This is a genomic window from Bythopirellula goksoeyrii (genome assembly GCF_008065115.1).
GTDB classification, from domain to species: Bacteria; Planctomycetota; Planctomycetia; order Pirellulales; family Lacipirellulaceae; genus Bythopirellula; species Bythopirellula goksoeyrii.
Genome location: NZ_CP042913.1, coordinates 3,194,771 through 3,210,679, shown reverse-complemented (window position 1 = coordinate 3,210,679; position 15,909 = coordinate 3,194,771). Strand labels below are relative to the sequence as shown.

Annotated in this window: 15 protein-coding genes; 6 read left to right on the top strand and 9 right to left on the bottom strand. The window is 53.1% G+C overall.

What is annotated here, in order from left to right; translation table 11 throughout:
• The first annotated feature begins 818 nt into the window (after window positions 1–818).
• Both Pr1d_RS12805 and Pr1d_RS12800 read left to right on the top strand, forming a co-directional pair.
• On the top strand, window positions 819–2,249 hold the full coding sequence (locus Pr1d_RS12805; protein WP_148073899.1) for a DUF6666 family protein: 1,431 nt from the start codon (window positions 819–821) through the stop codon (window positions 2,247–2,249).
• Window positions 2,250–2,463: 214 nt separating this feature from the next.
• Window positions 2,464–2,718, top strand: a complete 255-nt coding sequence (locus Pr1d_RS12800; protein ID WP_148073898.1) for a hypothetical protein — start codon at window positions 2,464–2,466, stop codon at window positions 2,716–2,718.
• 113 nt (window positions 2,719–2,831) lie between these two features.
• On the opposite strand, the gene Pr1d_RS12795 is transcribed toward Pr1d_RS12800, so the two are convergent.
• Entirely contained in the window at window positions 2,832–3,917 is a 1,086-nt protein-coding gene (locus Pr1d_RS12795) for a PDZ domain-containing protein (RefSeq protein ID WP_168205210.1), read from the bottom strand.
• 205 nt (window positions 3,918–4,122) lie between these two features.
• On the opposite strand from Pr1d_RS12795, the gene Pr1d_RS12790 reads away from it, so the two are divergent.
• From Pr1d_RS12790 to Pr1d_RS12780, 3 genes are all read left to right on the top strand, one after another.
• A complete protein-coding gene (locus Pr1d_RS12790; RefSeq protein WP_148073896.1) occupies window positions 4,123–5,271 on the top strand; it encodes a Gfo/Idh/MocA family oxidoreductase in 1,149 nt (382 codons plus the stop codon).
• A gap of 139 nt (window positions 5,272–5,410) precedes the next feature.
• Window positions 5,411–5,857: a hypothetical protein gene (locus tag Pr1d_RS12785; RefSeq protein ID WP_148073895.1), complete on the top strand. Its 447-nt coding sequence runs from the start codon at window positions 5,411–5,413 to the stop codon at window positions 5,855–5,857.
• Window positions 5,858–6,065: 208 nt separating this feature from the next.
• The gene (locus Pr1d_RS12780; protein WP_148073894.1) at window positions 6,066–7,451 is read left to right on the top strand and encodes a trypsin-like peptidase domain-containing protein; all 1,386 of its coding nucleotides are present in this window, start codon (window positions 6,066–6,068) and stop codon (window positions 7,449–7,451) included.
• 19 nt (window positions 7,452–7,470) lie between these two features.
• On the opposite strand, the gene Pr1d_RS12775 is transcribed toward Pr1d_RS12780, so the two are convergent.
• From Pr1d_RS12775 to Pr1d_RS12765, 3 genes are all read right to left on the bottom strand, one after another.
• Window positions 7,471–7,782 (bottom strand): type II toxin-antitoxin system RelE/ParE family toxin, encoded by a 312-nt coding sequence (locus Pr1d_RS12775; RefSeq protein ID WP_148073893.1) that lies wholly within the window; start codon window positions 7,780–7,782, stop codon window positions 7,471–7,473.
• Window positions 7,772–8,014: an addiction module protein gene (locus tag Pr1d_RS12770; RefSeq protein WP_148073892.1), complete on the bottom strand. Its 243-nt coding sequence runs from the start codon at window positions 8,012–8,014 to the stop codon at window positions 7,772–7,774. Before Pr1d_RS12770 ends, Pr1d_RS12775 begins: the two co-directional genes overlap by 11 nt.
• Window positions 8,015–8,139: 125 nt before the next feature.
• The gene (locus tag Pr1d_RS12765; RefSeq protein ID WP_148073891.1) at window positions 8,140–9,624 is read right to left on the bottom strand and encodes an aldehyde dehydrogenase family protein; all 1,485 of its coding nucleotides are present in this window, start codon (window positions 9,622–9,624) and stop codon (window positions 8,140–8,142) included.
• An 812-nt stretch (window positions 9,625–10,436) separates the two neighbouring features.
• On the opposite strand from Pr1d_RS12765, the gene Pr1d_RS12760 reads away from it, so the two are divergent.
• Entirely contained in the window at window positions 10,437–11,822 is a 1,386-nt protein-coding gene (locus Pr1d_RS12760; RefSeq protein WP_148073890.1) for a vanadium-dependent haloperoxidase, read from the top strand.
• A gap of 133 nt (window positions 11,823–11,955) precedes the next feature.
• On the opposite strand, the gene Pr1d_RS12755 is transcribed toward Pr1d_RS12760, so the two are convergent.
• The 5 genes from Pr1d_RS12755 to Pr1d_RS12735 form a co-directional block, all read right to left on the bottom strand.
• Entirely contained in the window at window positions 11,956–12,957 is a 1,002-nt protein-coding gene (locus tag Pr1d_RS12755; RefSeq protein ID WP_168205209.1) for a GNAT family N-acetyltransferase, read from the bottom strand.
• A gap of 140 nt (window positions 12,958–13,097) precedes the next feature.
• Complete coding sequence (locus Pr1d_RS12750; RefSeq protein WP_168205208.1) at window positions 13,098–14,039, bottom strand: lysophospholipid acyltransferase family protein; 942 nt, start codon at window positions 14,037–14,039, stop codon at window positions 13,098–13,100.
• Between the two features lie 160 nt (window positions 14,040–14,199).
• Entirely contained in the window at window positions 14,200–14,508 is a 309-nt protein-coding gene (locus Pr1d_RS12745; protein WP_148073887.1) for a hypothetical protein, read from the bottom strand.
• Window positions 14,505–14,711 (bottom strand): DUF433 domain-containing protein, encoded by a 207-nt coding sequence (locus Pr1d_RS12740; RefSeq protein WP_148073886.1) that lies wholly within the window; start codon window positions 14,709–14,711, stop codon window positions 14,505–14,507. Before Pr1d_RS12740 ends, Pr1d_RS12745 begins: the two co-directional genes overlap by 4 nt.
• 35 nt (window positions 14,712–14,746) lie before the next feature.
• Window positions 14,747–15,793: a Gfo/Idh/MocA family protein gene (locus Pr1d_RS12735; RefSeq protein ID WP_148073885.1), complete on the bottom strand. Its 1,047-nt coding sequence runs from the start codon at window positions 15,791–15,793 to the stop codon at window positions 14,747–14,749.
• Window positions 15,794–15,909 lie beyond the last annotated feature (116 nt).

The following is a 15,909-nucleotide window of genomic DNA, read 5'->3' as shown; positions in this document are numbered from 1 at the left end:
TGGGGAACACACGCTGCACTACACATCTTGTGACCTACCGGAGAGCACTATCCGTGCTGACCTGCGTGCGATGGGGAGTTAGGCCGGGCACCCTATAGGGATGGGGCCAAAGAAAGCGAACCTGACAAGAAAGATTACGAGGCCCTGAAAGGTCCTCTACTTGCCAGTGAGTGGGCACACCTAAATGAAGGTTGGCAAAGAGCGCTGAGAAACTTCTCTAATTCCTGAGGCGATGCTTACTCCCGACAACTGGATGTCGCCGTAGCGAGCGTCACTACTACTAGTATCAACTGCGAAACCGTAGCTGGCAACATCGACTTTGCTGGATATTCCTTCTGGGAGCATTTAAGAGCACTAATGAGAACTTGGCGTAAATCGTTGCTATCAAACATGTTATGCTAGCAATTCTGCGGAAGATTTTCGTCGTTTTCCCACTGCCAGAGTAAGGCCCTGGAACCCCCTCTGATTGTGGGTAGACAGTTCTTAATTTTTCTAAGGAAGCCTATCCTGCAAAGTTTTATTTCAAATCTAGAAGCCCATGGCAGCTCCCCGATAGCGGAGAATAGCCGCTCTACAAATGCAACCCTGCTAGCTTGCCGAAAAACTTTTCCGATTAAAGCGGTTTTCCTGAAAGTAACGGCTTTGCCGCGCCGATATCCCCAGTACACGTTTTGTTCTCGGGGGGGCTACCGAGACGCAAACTGTGCTGGCATCGATTCAGAGAGACTTCACTCTCGTGCCGATATCCACTCAGTTGCGTCGATCTCCATAGCAAAAGTGTCGCCGGTGAAAGGGCTACACGTGCTGAAGGGTGATCGATGAAAAGTTCCCGTAATAGCCTTATCAAGCTTCTCTGCTCTGCCTACTGCATCAGCCTGATGTTGCTGTCAGCCCACGCTGCTGCCCAGGTAAACCCACTTCGATTCCAGCGGCCAGGTGATTCCCAACAGGCTTCAGAGGTTCAACAGAAGTTTCGGTCTCCGTCGCAGGTCAACGACCAGCAGGCCCCCGAACCACCGCGAGTAGCAACCAAGTTGCCTGCAAAGAAACAACCTGTTTCAAAAACACCGGCGAAGAAACCTCAGGGCAAGAAAGCGACTTCTCCGCGCCCTGAAGTAGTTCAAGCCGCGGCTGAGCTGCAGCAACCCGAGCGAGCCATTCAACCAATCCCAGAACTAGCCGACGAAAGTGAAGAAATACACTTTGGTTCACCCTCGGAGGGATGGGACGTGCCGACGCAATTCGATGGCTACGAAGGTGGCTGTCCTTGTGGGCAGGGACCCTGCAGCTGCGATCCTGGATGTGGAATATGTGACCCTGGTTGCGGTATCTGCGACCCAGGCTGCGGCGTATGTGATCCTGGGTGCGGAGTTTGCGACCCAGGCTGTGGCTGCCCCCAGCCAAGCTGTGGAAGTCGAGTAGGCATCCCAGGGCCCGAGTTTTGGTGTTTCCAAGTCTGCTTGCCACGAATCAAGGACGTGTCCTTTTGGGGTGGCGTGCAAGGGTTCCGAGGGCCTCGTGACTTTGTTGCCGGTGCCGCCCCCACTTCACGCAGTGATTCCAATTTTGGCTTCCACGAGGGAGTCAATATCAGTGGACGTGCCCCGCTGGTAAGTCGCTTGTTTCCTCAACTCAGCTATCAACTTGGATTTCAGTCGTTCCAAAGCAGGCTTTCCGGTACTACCTATAGTGACGATGACCGTGGCCAACAGTTCATAACCGCTGGTCTGTATCGACGGGTATGTAGTGGAGTGCAATTCGGAGTCGTGTACGATTACATGAAGGACGACTTAGATGAGGCCATCGGTCTCAGCCAGGTTCGTTACGAGATCAGCCTGAAGAGTCCCAAGGGCCGAGAGGTCGGCTACTGGGGAACTAGCAGCACGGATGATGCCATGTCAGATGGCGTGAACTGGGCGACCGTCAATCAGCATGCGGCTTTCTTTCGGTGGAATCTCTACGATGGATACCAAGCCAGAGTCTGGGCTGGCGGAACCGGCAACAGTGAGGGACTCTTGGGAGCCGATTTCTACGCTCCTCTCAACGATCGTTGGTCGGTGCAGACAGGGTTCAACTATCTAATTCCTGAGCAAGATCCCGGTCCGGCAGCAGTACGGCATGAGTCCTGGAATCTAGGGATTAATCTCGTCTGGCACATCGGCTGTTCGGCGAAAAAAGGTGCTAATAGCCCCTTCCGGCCACTATTTGGGGTAGCTGACAACGGATGGATGTTCGTAGACCAAAAATAGTGCCGGAACCGGATCTCTTCCAAACTCGTAAGTGTCCGATTCCTCAAAGACGGATCTAAGCAAGATTTTGCCCTGATAATCGACAAATTTGGGAGATTTTGGCGCTGCCAGACCTCTCCAAACCGACTATACTTAGTAGCTTGCCTTATAGTTACTCTCAAACGCGAGTAAGGGCAACACGCACAAAATCTAATTTGGTTTAGGAGTGATCACGATGCATACGATTGAAACGAATTGGGAGGACGAGGAGAATAATCGCCAGGTCTCTTTTGCGGTACAGTTTACCCGCAAAGAGAACGCCGTCGAAATTCAATCGATCACTCCCAAGCAAGTCACCTTTCTTTGCCCCCAGTCCAATGTACCACTTCGGAGTATTGGCGTATGGACCGAAAAGGGACGCCAACTGCTCGCTGAGCAATTCCAAGCGAGCGGTCGGTTTGCCGACGTCGAAGCCACTTTGGCTGTCTGAGAACGCTTGCGTCAGATATTCGAAAACAGGGTCCATCTGGGGCCCTGTTTTTTTCGCATTTGGCGGCCGCGGGCGTCCGCCAATGGCTTGGAATAAATTGTACGTAGACAGAACTAACGTCGCTCAAGGTTCATTTTGCGCAGCTCTGGCAGAGTATCGTTGCTCGTAGGCCCCCACTGAGCGAGCGTGACTGGCAACTCCATTGTCTGTAGCTCCTGATCACCTCCCCTTCGGACGATGGTGAGTTCTACCGTTTCGCCAGGCTGATATTGGGAAATCATGGCGGTTAGCGCCGCAAAATCTTTCACTTCCTTCCCCGCGATGTGAGTTATCACATCCTCTTTACGAATCCCTCCTTTTGCAGCGGCGCTATCGGGCACCACATCCACTACGTGAGCATTCTGACCCCCGTCTCCGCGAATCCCAAGAAAGGCTGCACTCGGACGAATGTCAATCTCCTTAACGTTTGGTAGCTTGCGGGGCAGTTCCTCAATTGCCTCTTTTGAAAAACGTGTTCCGTAAAGTTCCACGCGTCCCAATTGGGGAAGATTCTGCAGGCAGTCGAGCGCATCGTCGTCTAATGGGGGTGCATAGAAGCTGACGACCGCAGTATGGGGGATGCTCTCGAGAAGTTGCAGTGACTCGAGACCGCCACGCCACTTCGACCCGATGATGATCTGGTAATTCACCGTCGGGACAAAACTTATTACTCCCCTCAACTGCGGGTTGACTTGATAGCTACCTCCCAGAGAAACGACGGCTTCGAGCGCCGCCAGTTCACGAACTTCGGCCAGCACCTCCGCCGCTCGCGCTGATTCGATGGGACGGTTTTTCATGGACGCCAGTTGTTCTAGAGCGGCGACTGCCAAACGACGATCGTTTCCTTCCGACCAGGTCAACAGAATGTTGATCGCACGAGTCGAACTTTCTAAAGATGCCGTACGCGCCGCTGCTGCAATCTCTGGCATTGCGGGAGAACCGGCAGCAGTCAGTTTCGCCTGGGCCCGCTCACGCTGATCGAATTGGTCGCTATCGAGTTGCTCAACCCATCGGCTGATGTCTTGGGATGATGCGGCAATATCGCTTGGAGAGGCATCTTTTCCCTGGGCAACCGATGGTTCTCCCCCTTGGGAAACAGCGGTCAATCCACTGAATACTGCGACCGACACGAGCAGCAGGACGCAAGCAGATATTTTCATGATGGGCCTATCCAACAAGTTGGAGATGCAAGACTTTCGCTTTGGCATGGAAACTAGCAGCACTTCGACAAATGGTTCTATTCACGATAGTATTGTAACATCCCTTGGGCAAGAATTAGCGGTCAATTCTTGGTTTGTCCCTTAACGCGTTACACAAAATTTTTGAAAAGGGTCCTATGGTTATCGTTGTAAGAGGCTCGGATCCATGAATTTTGCAGTCTTAGGTGCTGATAGCGAAAGTCTGCTACTCGCCCAGGCAGCAATAAATAGCGGCCACGCGATCACTTGGGGAGGAGATTTGGGAGGCATCCAGGATTCGCCTCTCATAAGCGACATCTCAGTGTGGTTACCTAAAGATGATCAAGACGACAATTGGGAATCACTTCTTGATCAACATGCCTGCGATGCCGTGATTGTAGGACGAGGTGAGACATCTGGCGCCTTGAGAGCCGAGCAAGTCAACCAACTCATCAAGAACGGTGTGGCGGTCTTGGCGACTTTTCCGCTTTGTGAGTCGGTCCTGAGCTTCTACGAGATCGACATGGCCCGATGCGAAAGCAAGTCCACGCTATATCACTTTAATCCTCTAACTCAGCAATCGGCACTTTTAGATGAAGTTGCTCGGTGGGTTCGCGAAGGACATCCTGAGGTAGGCTCGGTTGAGAAAGTCGTATGGGATCGGCCATTGGAACAACGAACCCAGGAAAGCGTACTTTGGCATTTCGCCCGAGATATTGAAGTACTGGACCAGGTCGCCGGTCCACTCGACCGCTTGGGGGCAGTCGGTTCGCCAGACACAGCAGCCACCTACGCTGGTCTGAGTGTGCAGCTTCTAGGGAAATGCCAAGTGCCAGTCCATTGGTCCGTTGGTCCAGTCGAAAATCCTCTATTTCCTCGGCTTACCATCGTCGGTGAACGTGGCAAGTGGCGAACCGAACTCCCCGAATCGACCGAAGAAAAGGCTGCGCAAGCCAAAACTTGCCTCGCCCAATTTGTGGATGCTGTTTCCGGGGAGTCTTCTGTAAAAACCACCTGGCCTGCCGCCCTGCGTGCGATGGAACTCACCGACACGATCGAGATCAGCCTTCGACGTGGCAGAATGATCGACGTCCATCGTCAGCAACTGAGCGAGCAATTGGCATTTCGAGGAACGATGTCCGCCGTGGGATGCGGAGTACTTCTCCTCCTGCCTCCGTTACTCCTGGTAATGGGCTGGTTAGCTGAGCAAGTAGGGCTTCCGGTTGCTCAGTATTGGGCTCACGGACTGCTGGCATTGCTGGCGGCTTTTCTTCTGATTCAGGTAATCCCCAAGCTGTTTTTAGGGTCCTCGACAGAAGAAAACCAAGAAGATTGATTCCCTCTTTTCAACTTTGACGATTAGGCAAAAGTTGCCGGTTCGAATGAGCCGATTCTGCTATCGAAGGGTTGCCGCTTTACTGCAAGGTATCCGGCAGTCAGTCTCTTGTTCGACTTCTCGGTTTTTGGGTGGGGCTATGAAAAACCAGAATTCTGTAGGAGCCTCTGCGCTCCTTGTGCTGGTCTCCTTGTTGGGAACGAGTAGCGGCTGCGCTGTACTCTCTGGAGTGAGCAACGGATGCGCCTGCGCAACAGACTGCTGCAACGGCTGCCAGTGTCATAGTTGCGAGCCTGGGTGCGGCTACAGTGACGCGGGCTGCCCAGATTGTTGTCGCGGTGGGGGATGCATCCCTGGTTGCAGTGGGGCAGGCTGTTGTCCGCTAGCACTTGGTCACCATCATAAGCGAATCGAGGTCGGGCCTCCTGCCGTCCGCTATCAGCCTGAAATGCCGCCTGAATTCTTTCCCGTGCCTGTCACCCCCGTCATAGCCAACGTCAATCCAGACGCGCCGCCCAATTTGCGCGGATCTGTCGAAGTGGATTGGGCACCACCTTGCCAACTGACCATTTACGGTCGTGATTAGCACTTTCTTTAGCTTCTTTTCCAGCCAGTGAGAAGCTAGGCACTTTGTGAGGCTTGCCATTCGCAACGTTTAAGCGAGTCATAACGACGCGCCGATCAACGCTTCTAGCAAAGACGAGTGTTCACCCGCAGAACACTGGTGAATCGTTAACGGGTCGCTTCGGCGCGCCAGCTACTTAATTGCTAGTACCCTAATTGGATGGCTCTCCATGGACGACCCGCGCTCCGACGACGCCGCTGTGAACTTTTTTTCTTTTCGCCGGCTCCTGCTAGCAGCATTTCTGCTGGGATTACTTGCTCAATCAGTTCTTGCTGACACCAGTTTGCGTGTGACTCCTATTGTCAAGGCAGTTCGGGAAGCCAGTCCTGCCGTGGTCAACATCCAGGGTCAAAAATCGGTTGTTGAAACCGAGTCTTCTCGACAAGTTTCCAAGCAGGTCAATGGCATGGGGACAGGGGTGTTGATCGATCCACGCGGGTTCATTCTCACGAACTTCCATGTGGTTGATGGTGTGCGACGCATCAACGTTACTCTCTCCACGGGTCAATCTTTCATTGCAAAAATCGTTGCCCGAGACCCCCAAACCGATCTGGCAATCATTCGCATTAATCCTTCTTTTGACATGCCCGTCATCAATCTTGGTACTTCACAAGAACTGATGCCAGGCGAGACTGTGATCGCTGTCGGAAACGCATTCGGCTATGAAAATACCGTTACCACGGGCATCGTAAGTGCTCTGCATCGAAACGTACAAGTTAACGAGACTCAACAATATCTCGATCTGATCCAGACCGACGCGAGCATTAACCCAGGCAACTCGGGTGGACCGCTCCTGAACATCGACGGCGAAATGATTGGATTGAATGTCGCTGTGCGTGCAGGTGCCCAGGGTATTGGATTCGCCATTCCTGTCGACAATGCTCTGGAAATCGCTACTCGTATGATGAGCATTGAAGAATTGGAAAGCAACTGGCACGGCATGGACACCTTGTCTATGAGCAAAGAAAATGGGCACGTAACCGTAGCCCGGGTCGACAGCAATAGCCCTGCCGAAAGCTGTGGAATTACCCGAGGTGATCAAGTCGAGCGGATTGGCACAGTGCAGATTCGCCGCCCGCTGGACATCGAACGTGCCCTGCTTGGTCACCGCAGCGGGGAGCAAATCCCTGTTGTTGTCCGCCGTGACAGCCAGGAGATCACTCTGGATCTCACGATCGCTAGCCGCACCAATCGACGGCCGGAAATCCCAGCGAAAATGGAATCCTTTGAAGCTGCTACCTGGGAAACGCTAGGGCTGATCTTGGAACAAGAATCTGCTGATTCTCTACGTGCCTTGGAACTCCCTTACGACGGTGGGATGCGGGTCGTCTCAGTCCGCTCAGGGAGTTCTGCAGATCAGCAAGGCGTAAAGGAAGGGGACATCCTCGTCCGCTTCCATCGCTGGACAACGGCCTCCAAGTCGGACATTCAGTTCCTGGTCGACCGAGCCGACTCGCTCTCTCGTGCCGGGGCACTGAAGTTTTATATTGTCCGCGGTGACAAAACGCATTTCGCCCAGATGGAAGTCGCAGCGCGCAAGAACAGTGTGAGGTGAGTGACGGGCCCTATAGAGACTATATGTCGCTCATTCGACTGTGCCATTTCTTCGGGTCACTTGCTGAATGAACTAAACCGCCTATGTGTATGATTCCGGGATGAAGACGGAACAGCACGAGATAGGGAAACGAACGAATTTGGCGATAGCGAATGTCTTCATCATCAAATACACGAGAATTGGCTTCGGGCGATCGCTCGATCTCTTCTAGAGAGCATTTTACTGCCACCCGAAATCGATCTCCAAGCCTGTGTGATTTCGTATCATACCAACCAATGGCCTGAGTTAGATCATCGATCATACCGGGGTGGAAACGAATCTTATTTGCCACGAGCTTCGTCCACTCGTTGCCAGAGTTCTTCACTGGTTAAGCATAGGGAAGGATCACTTTCCATCTCAACCAATCTGCGTTTGGCCACTCCAAGCACTTCAGCAGATATAGGCAGTGGCTCGTCGGAAGCTTCGATATCTTCCCAAAGCTTATCTATGACATGTAGTTTTTGAGATATCGGCAATGCATCAAGTTTTTGAAGTAGTGCTTGATCAACTTGAACTTGTGTCATCGGTTATTTACTCCGCGATTGAAATGGCTACAGATTCTCCTGTACACATTATACCATCAACCTTGCGCCCAGGGATTGCAATCCCTGGGCGTTGAGCGTGCAAAACTTAGCGTGTCAAATTGCGATCAGCTCATCGCTACGGTCACAGTCTTCAACTCGGTATAAGCAGCCAAACCGGCTTCGCCCAGTTCGCGACCTAGGCCGCTCTCCTTAAACCCACCGAAAGGTGCGGCTGCGTCGAACACGTCGTAGCAATTTACCCAGACCGTGCCGGCGCGAAGTTTATTGGCAAAACGGTGAGCCTTACCGATATCGCGAGTCCAGACAGCGGCGGCCAGACCAAAATTGGTGGCGTTGGCTCGATGAGCAATCTCGTCAACATCGCTGAATTTCAGCACGCTGAGGACGGGACCAAAGATCTCCTCTTTGGCAATCCGCATGTCGTCCTTCACATTCGTGAACAAGGTTGGCTCGATGAAGTACCCTTTGTCGCCGTGCCGTGATCCGCCATTGACTAATTTCGCTCCGTCCTCCTTGCCATATTCAACGTACTGGAGAATCTTGTCGAACTGGGCCTGGTCGACCTGTGGACCTTGCTCTGTTTCAGGATCGAATGGGTCGCCCACGCGACGAGACTTGTTCATATCCTGGAGCCGGTCCACAAATTCATCGTGAATCTTGTCCTGAACAAACAGTCGACTACCGGCACAACAACATTGCCCCTGGTTGAAGTACAGGGCAAAGTGGGCACCGTTGATCGCCGCGTCCAAGTCGGCATCGGCAAAGACCACGTTGGGGCTTTTGCCACCTAGTTCGAACGTAACCCGCTTCATCGTCTCCAGGGCTGTGCGCTGAATGATCTTGGCAGTTGTTCCCTCCCCTGTGAATGCAATCTTATCGACGCCAGGGTGGGCTACTAACGCAGCGCCGGCAGTTGGACCATAGCCAGGAACGACATTGATTACCCCATCAGGGATTTCAGCCTTCTGTGCCAGGTAGGCCATCCGCAAACAAGTAAGCGGTGTTTGCTCGGCGGGCTTCATCACGATGGTGCAACCAGCGGCCAGCGCCGGGCCCCACTTCCAGGCAGCCATCAAGGCAGGAAAATTCCAAGGAATGATCTGCCCTACGACTCCAACAGGCTCTCGTCGCGTGTAGCAAAAGAAGTCGCCATTGATGGGGATCGTGGAACCCTGAATCTTGTCGGCCCAGCCGGCATAATATCGAATGCATTCGATCACAAGTGGAATGTCGGCCGCACGCGAATCGCTGATTGGCTTACCATTGTCCAGTGTTTCCAAGGCGGCCAATTCTTCCGCTTCCGCTTCAAGAAGATCGGCCAGCTTGTACATCAGTCTACCCCGCTCGCGGGCATCCATTTGCGACCACTCGCCCCCATCAAATTGCGCCCGAGCGGCATCAACAGCCAGATCAATGTCGGCCTTGTCCCCCTCGGCAACCTTGGCTATCACTTCCTCGGTTGCAGGATGGATCGTGTCAAAAGTCTTCCCGCTGGCCGCGTCGAGCCATTTACCCCCGATGAAACACTGGGTTTGCTGTACTTTAGGACGCGCAACTTTCTTCGCCGGTTTTTCAGTGGCAGTAGCCATATTCAGGTTACCTCCTGCAAGAACGAGTGATTTGAGAAGCAACCGGCGGCGAGCCTAGCAGCCGCGTGCGCCGGCACAATTCTTATTGTAACCCTCTAAAGCAAGGATCGCCTAGCGGGGATTTCCACATCGACCGGCTAAAGGTTAGGCTCTTGCTTCAACTGGATACCCAATTGGCCACGCATAGCCGATACTAAATTACTCGGCATCAGACACTTCCCATATCTCAGTAGATTGAGTCGTTCCTAGATCCAATACTTATTGTCATTGCCTCCCGATAGGGACTGGATTGCAACTGGCTCGGAAATGAAAAGGAAATCAGGCTGTACGATTTCATTCGCTAGATACTGCAAGCTCTAGACCTCGAAATGCCCCTACGACCCGCATATTGCAACCGTCTCTCCCGCAGGCATAGTAGGTTTCTACGCCAAAACCGCGAGTTGAGATAGAAATGGCTTGTGATACCGTATGTGTGAATTTATACTAGAGGCATAGTATTTGATGCCTGGGAGTAAGTTCCTTTTTGTTGGGACATCTTGGGTTCTTTACTCTTCGATCGGTCAAGTTATCGCGAGTCTACGATTTTCTAGCTAACAAGTTATGAAGGAACGCTAAGAAGTCAATCTGCCTGACATCCTGGTTTGTTCGCCTCTTAACTTTCTCTGTCTCCTTCCTGTAGCATCGCATGACAGGAAACTTTCCTCTATCTACTCGCATAGAGGCTTTTCCCCAAAGAGACTAGCCCAAAGGGACATCTGTCAGGCAGTTGTACTGAATGCACCACACATTGTTCATTGCAAAGGCCCCCTCTGATGAATCTCACTTCCATTGCACGAAACTTCATGGTTTTCGTTGTTACAGCACTCCCAGCACATGCCGATGTCGTACTGGATTGGAACCAAGTCACCTCCGACGTGCTGGTTGCCAATAGCAGCCTTCAAAACCCTGGGATGGCATCCAGAACGATGGCCATGGTGAATCTTGCCATGTACGATAGCCTCGCGATGATGAAGCCGGGGGGAACGATGTTCTATGACCATGGAAACGGCCACGTTTCTCCGGGCATGACGGCCTCAGGAAAAGCAGCGGCAGCCAAAGCTGCTCATACGGTATTGAGTGCGATCTACCCTGACTTACAGAACTCTCTAGACGCCAGCCTGCTATCGAGCCTTAGCAACATTAGCGACGGTGCAGACAAGTCAACTGGCATCGCTATGGGGCAAACAATCGGACAGTCAATTCTACAACGCCGCGCGAATGACGGTTATAATGCCTCGTCTCAATACTTGCCCACTAATGCAGTGGGGCATTGGCAGCCGGATCCGCTCAATCCGGGGCAGGAGGCTTGGGGGCCTGCCTGGGGAGAAATGAAGACATTCTCTTTGCACTCCAATACTCAGTTTATGCCGCCCCCCATGCCTGATCTTACCAGCCAAGCGTACGCTGATGCTTTCAATGAGGTCAAAGAATTAGGATCGCTCAACAGTAGCACTCGAACTACTGAGCAGACGAACATTGGCCTCTTTTGGGCGTATGACCGGGTTGGCATGGGCACACCGATGCGACTCTTCAACAAAGTGCTTCGCACGATCGCCATCCAACAAGGCAATTCGGAAAAGGAAAACGCAGAACTCTTCGCAAAAGCGAGCGTTGCTATGGCCGATGCCGGAATTGTTGCCTGGAATTCAAAATTTGAATTCGATCTCTGGCGACCAGTTACTGGGATTCGACAGGCGGACCAGGATGGAAACCCACTTACCGAAGCAGATCCTAACTGGATACCGCTCGGGGCTCCAGCGGGAGGTGGCAATGATTTCACGCCCCCCTTCCCAACCTACCTTTCTGGCCACGCTACCTTTGGAGGAGCACTGTTTGGCACCCTGATCGAGTTTTACGGCACCGACAACATCAGCTTCGAACTGACTTCCGAGGAAGTGCCAGGAATGACTCGCACATTTTCATCTCTGAGCGAAGCGATGGCTGAAAATGGTCGTTCTCGTGTCTATCTAGGAATTCACTGGAACTTCGACGATACCGTAGGACAAGCCACGGGGCAACAAATTGCTCAATTCATCAGCGGCAGCCCATTCATTGCGGCTGTCCCAGAGCCTTCCATGGCGATGCTCTCGTCGATGGCAATTGTCTTCTTCGTCGCGTCGCGCCGCAGAGTTCGCTTGGAAAAAAGTCCTTGGGCTTGATGAATCTGGCATGAAACCATTTGGTCACGATATGCCATCTGCCCAAGAACATCTGCCCGAGATGTCGCCGCTTCATGCATATGGGTTTGATTCGTCAAACCACTCGACAGCGATCAGAACTGATTGCAGCGGGCTATCCAACAACTGATGATAGCATTGAATCTGGGGAGTTGCTGAATTGTACGGCATTCTTACGGAAGACAAATCCGTGATCGACTTCAGTAAAGCCGAGACTCCCGTAAAGACCGAGGGCCGCCTCATTAGTCGACATCGTTTGCGCTTCGATTGTGGCTACTCCCCGCCGGCGTAAGAGGCGAAATGCTTCGCCAAGCAGATAACTCGCGCAACCTTGTCGCCGCCAACCGAGGTCGACCTGCAGATCGAACATGCCGGCGGTGCAGATGCCCCAACATGCTGACAGAGGTTGCACATCCCAGAAGGAGGCCGAGGCAATGACCTTTCCGCTGGACTTGTCATACAAGCGGAAGCGGTCTCTTTGCTGGGAGCCCCACACACATGCTTCCCACCAATTGCAACTCAAAGGATCGACCGTCTCTTCGAATCGCGTTTGCCGACCAAGCTGTCGCACCTTGCGAGAGACAGGCAGACGGAAACGGACTAAATCACACTGCAAAATCGAGATCTGCCCGCACTCGGAATAATTGCGACGCAAACAAGCGTCGCGCAAGAGTCGGTTCGACTCGAGTACGCCGGGAATTTCGCTGCCACCGTACAAGCCAAGGTAAAACGAATTGAGCGGTTTCACGCCACCGGCATAGATGACCGTAGCTCCCGCGGACCGGAGATAGTCCTCGCTGGCTTCCAGGAGTGCATCCACCAGGGCCTCGTCTTCGTAGCCCGAGCGAATCATCAAGAGATGTGTGGTCCCCATACTTGTATCGAGACCCGTCCCGTCATCATTGGGACCAAACCCAGCGTGAACAAAACCGACGGGAAGCCCGTCTTTGGTGGCGATGATCAAGCCCTCACGATCAAAGTGGGCCTTCGAAAAAACGGCAAACTCCAAGATCGGCGCCGAGATCGGTTGCAGAACACCCCGTTGAGGAGGCTGGCTGCGCCAGATCTCCGCCAAGTGGGGAGGATCCGTGTTGCGAAAGGACCGAAGTTGATACACGCTTTTAACCGTCGTGTCAGGAGGCGGGAGGGGGAATATGGCGGGAACACTACCAATGACGATTATGGCAGGCTTGCGCAATTCGGCAAGTCTTTTGCCCTCAGAACTTGCTGCTTAGCATGATTTTTTCTCGTTTGTGACTAGGCTGCTTGTTGCTGAACCCGTGGCTTGCGATTTCTCCGTCGATCCGAGGGATCCCCCTTCCAGCGTCGATGGACCCACCAGTATTGATCGGGATGCTGGCGAACCATCATTTCCAGGTTGTGTGTGTACCAATCTGTCAGCAGAGGCACTGTTGGCAATTGGAAATCAGCGGCTGCCGGATCGGCAATGGCCGCGATTTCCATGCGGAATTCGAGCGGGTTCTCCCCGCGCAAGGCAGCACTGACGGCCGTCGGCGCAGAACTTCCTAGCGAAAAGACGGCAACTGCTTTGTGGGTCGATGCTGGTTTGCCAAAGAATTCAACCCAACACCCCCCTTTGCCAGCAAACTGGTCTCCCAAGAGGACCAGAGTCCCCCCCTGCTGGAGGAGTTCGGTAATTTGCGGGCCGCTTCCGTGCTTGGGAAGCATGTACTGGCCGGTCGCTCCGCGGAACCGATTCACGAACTCGTCGAGAAAGACATTATCCAGCGGCCGGGCAATTGTGTGTGTCTCGAAACCATGCAGGGCCAAGAGATAGCCACCCAACTCGAAGTTCCCCAAATGGCCCGAGATGATCACCATCGGCCGCTCAGAAATCAGATGGCGAACGATGTCTCGCATGCGCGAAATTGAGGAATGCTGTCGCCAATTGGTGCGGTGAAGCTTGCGAGGCGCATGGGCGATTTCGCAAATCATCAAGAACAAGTGTTTCCACATCGCCAGGGCAATGCGGTCTCGCACTTCTTGAGGGGCGTCCGGAAACGCAATGCGGAGATTCTCTTCGACGACTCCACGACGCAGCTTCAGTCCGTGCCAGCAAAGCCAACCCAATTGAATTGAGAGGGTCTTCAACGTGCTCAGTGGCAGCGCCTGCACAGCACAAATCAACAGCCGCACAACGAGGTAGAGGACAAAATCGATAGTCAGCTTTTTACTCACCTGGGCGCCTCCTTCCTTGTTTGCAGGAGGAAGCATTGTGCAGGAAAATGTCCGATCGATGAAGGCCGATTTGACAGGCACCATTCCCAAGAGACAAGCTAGCACATGACATGATAGAGCGCATGAACTAAAATTGCTGACTGCATGACCTTACGTCATTTCAACTTATGACATAGCTTTCAGTAAGTGCTCCGTGAACTGCTTCGACGACTTTAGACCCTAGCGGCTCAAGAATTGGCCAACAGTTCGTGGGCAATTCGACAAGTGCAAGTCTTCGAGCTGAAAGATTCTGCTGATAACGCAAATTCTTGTCGGCAAGGATGAGAACGTCAAAGTCCGCATCGGCACGGGAGACAAGTTCACCGTTTTCTATGCCGGTCCAACCGAGTCGCTGGATGGTAGCAACCTGATCGTCTGGGAAAAACTTACACAGAGGCGCAGGCACATTTTCGTCGAATAGAATTCTCAAGAATCTCGACGTCCTACGAGCCTTAGAAACTGCTCGGCATCCTCGCGGCGCACTGAGGGAAAGAATTCGATAAATGTCTCGATAGAGAATCCGTCATCTAGATAATCTAAGAGCGTCTGCACCGGAACTCGCGTGCCATGGAATACTACGGCACCTCCCATGACGCTAGGGTCGGAAGAGATAGGGCTTTCAACAATGCTCATAGTTCAATTCTAGACCCGTCTCCTGCACACTGCAACTATAACGGCAGCTTCACCGTCTTGCCTGATTTGGCAGCTTTGTAGATTCCAACAACGATCTCTACCGAGCGGCGGCCCTCAGGGCCATCCACGGCGGGGGACCGGTCCTCTTTGATAGCACTCACAAAATCGCGAAACTGGGCGGCATGGCCATGATGTCCAATGGCTGAAGGGTCAGCAGCCCCACCCCCGGTACTACGACTCTCCTTCATCGCTTTGAGAATAGCGGCATCTGCACGAGTTTTCTTCGCGAAGTCCCAGACTTTGAGGTCTTCTTCCTCAAGCACAGCGGTTCCCTGATCGCCATGCAATTCAATCCGTTTTAGATACCCGGGATACACTGCCGTGCTGGCCTCGATAACTCCTAAGGCCCCATTGGCAAACTTAAGCGTGGCTGTTGCCACATCTTCGACCTCAATTCTCTCGTGGGCCAAGGTCGCTATCTGGGCTTGAATCTCCGTCACTGGCCCCATCAACCAAGTCAGCAAGTCCACCGTATGAACAGCCTGATTCATTAGCGCCCCGCCGCCGTCGAGCTTCCAGGTCCCCCGCCAGGCGCCGCTATCGTAATACTCTTGCGTACGAAACCATTTAACGTAGGCATCGCCTAGCGTCAGCCGGCCGAATCTGCCTTCGTCCACAGCACGTTTCATTTTCACCGAAGAATCATGGAACCGCGAGGGAAAAATCGTTGCCAGTTTAACTCCGCTCTTTTCACACGCGTCAATAATGCGGTCGCAACGCTGGAGAGTTATCTCCAGGGGCTTCTCGACGATCACATGTTTTCCTGCCTTCGCCGCAGCGACAGCCGGCTCCATATGGGCCCCACTGGGCGTGGCCACGCTCACGGCATCGACTGCCGGGTCGGCGAGCATCTTCTTAAGATCGCTGTATGCTGTACACCCTACTTCACTCGCAAATGCCTCGGCTCTCTCAGCTATTCGGTCGCAACACGCGACAAGTTTTGCGCCTCGGACTTCAGCGATTGCGCGGGAATGAAACTGACTGATCATGCCGGTGCCGACGATGGCGATACCAAGAGACATGGGCAAGGCTCCTTTGCGGGTATATTATCTAGACTCGAACAGAACTATTTCCAGTGAGGTGGATAAGATAGCACATGGTGGCTCTTCCTTCGAGTCGTTAGGGCCTTATCGGAACT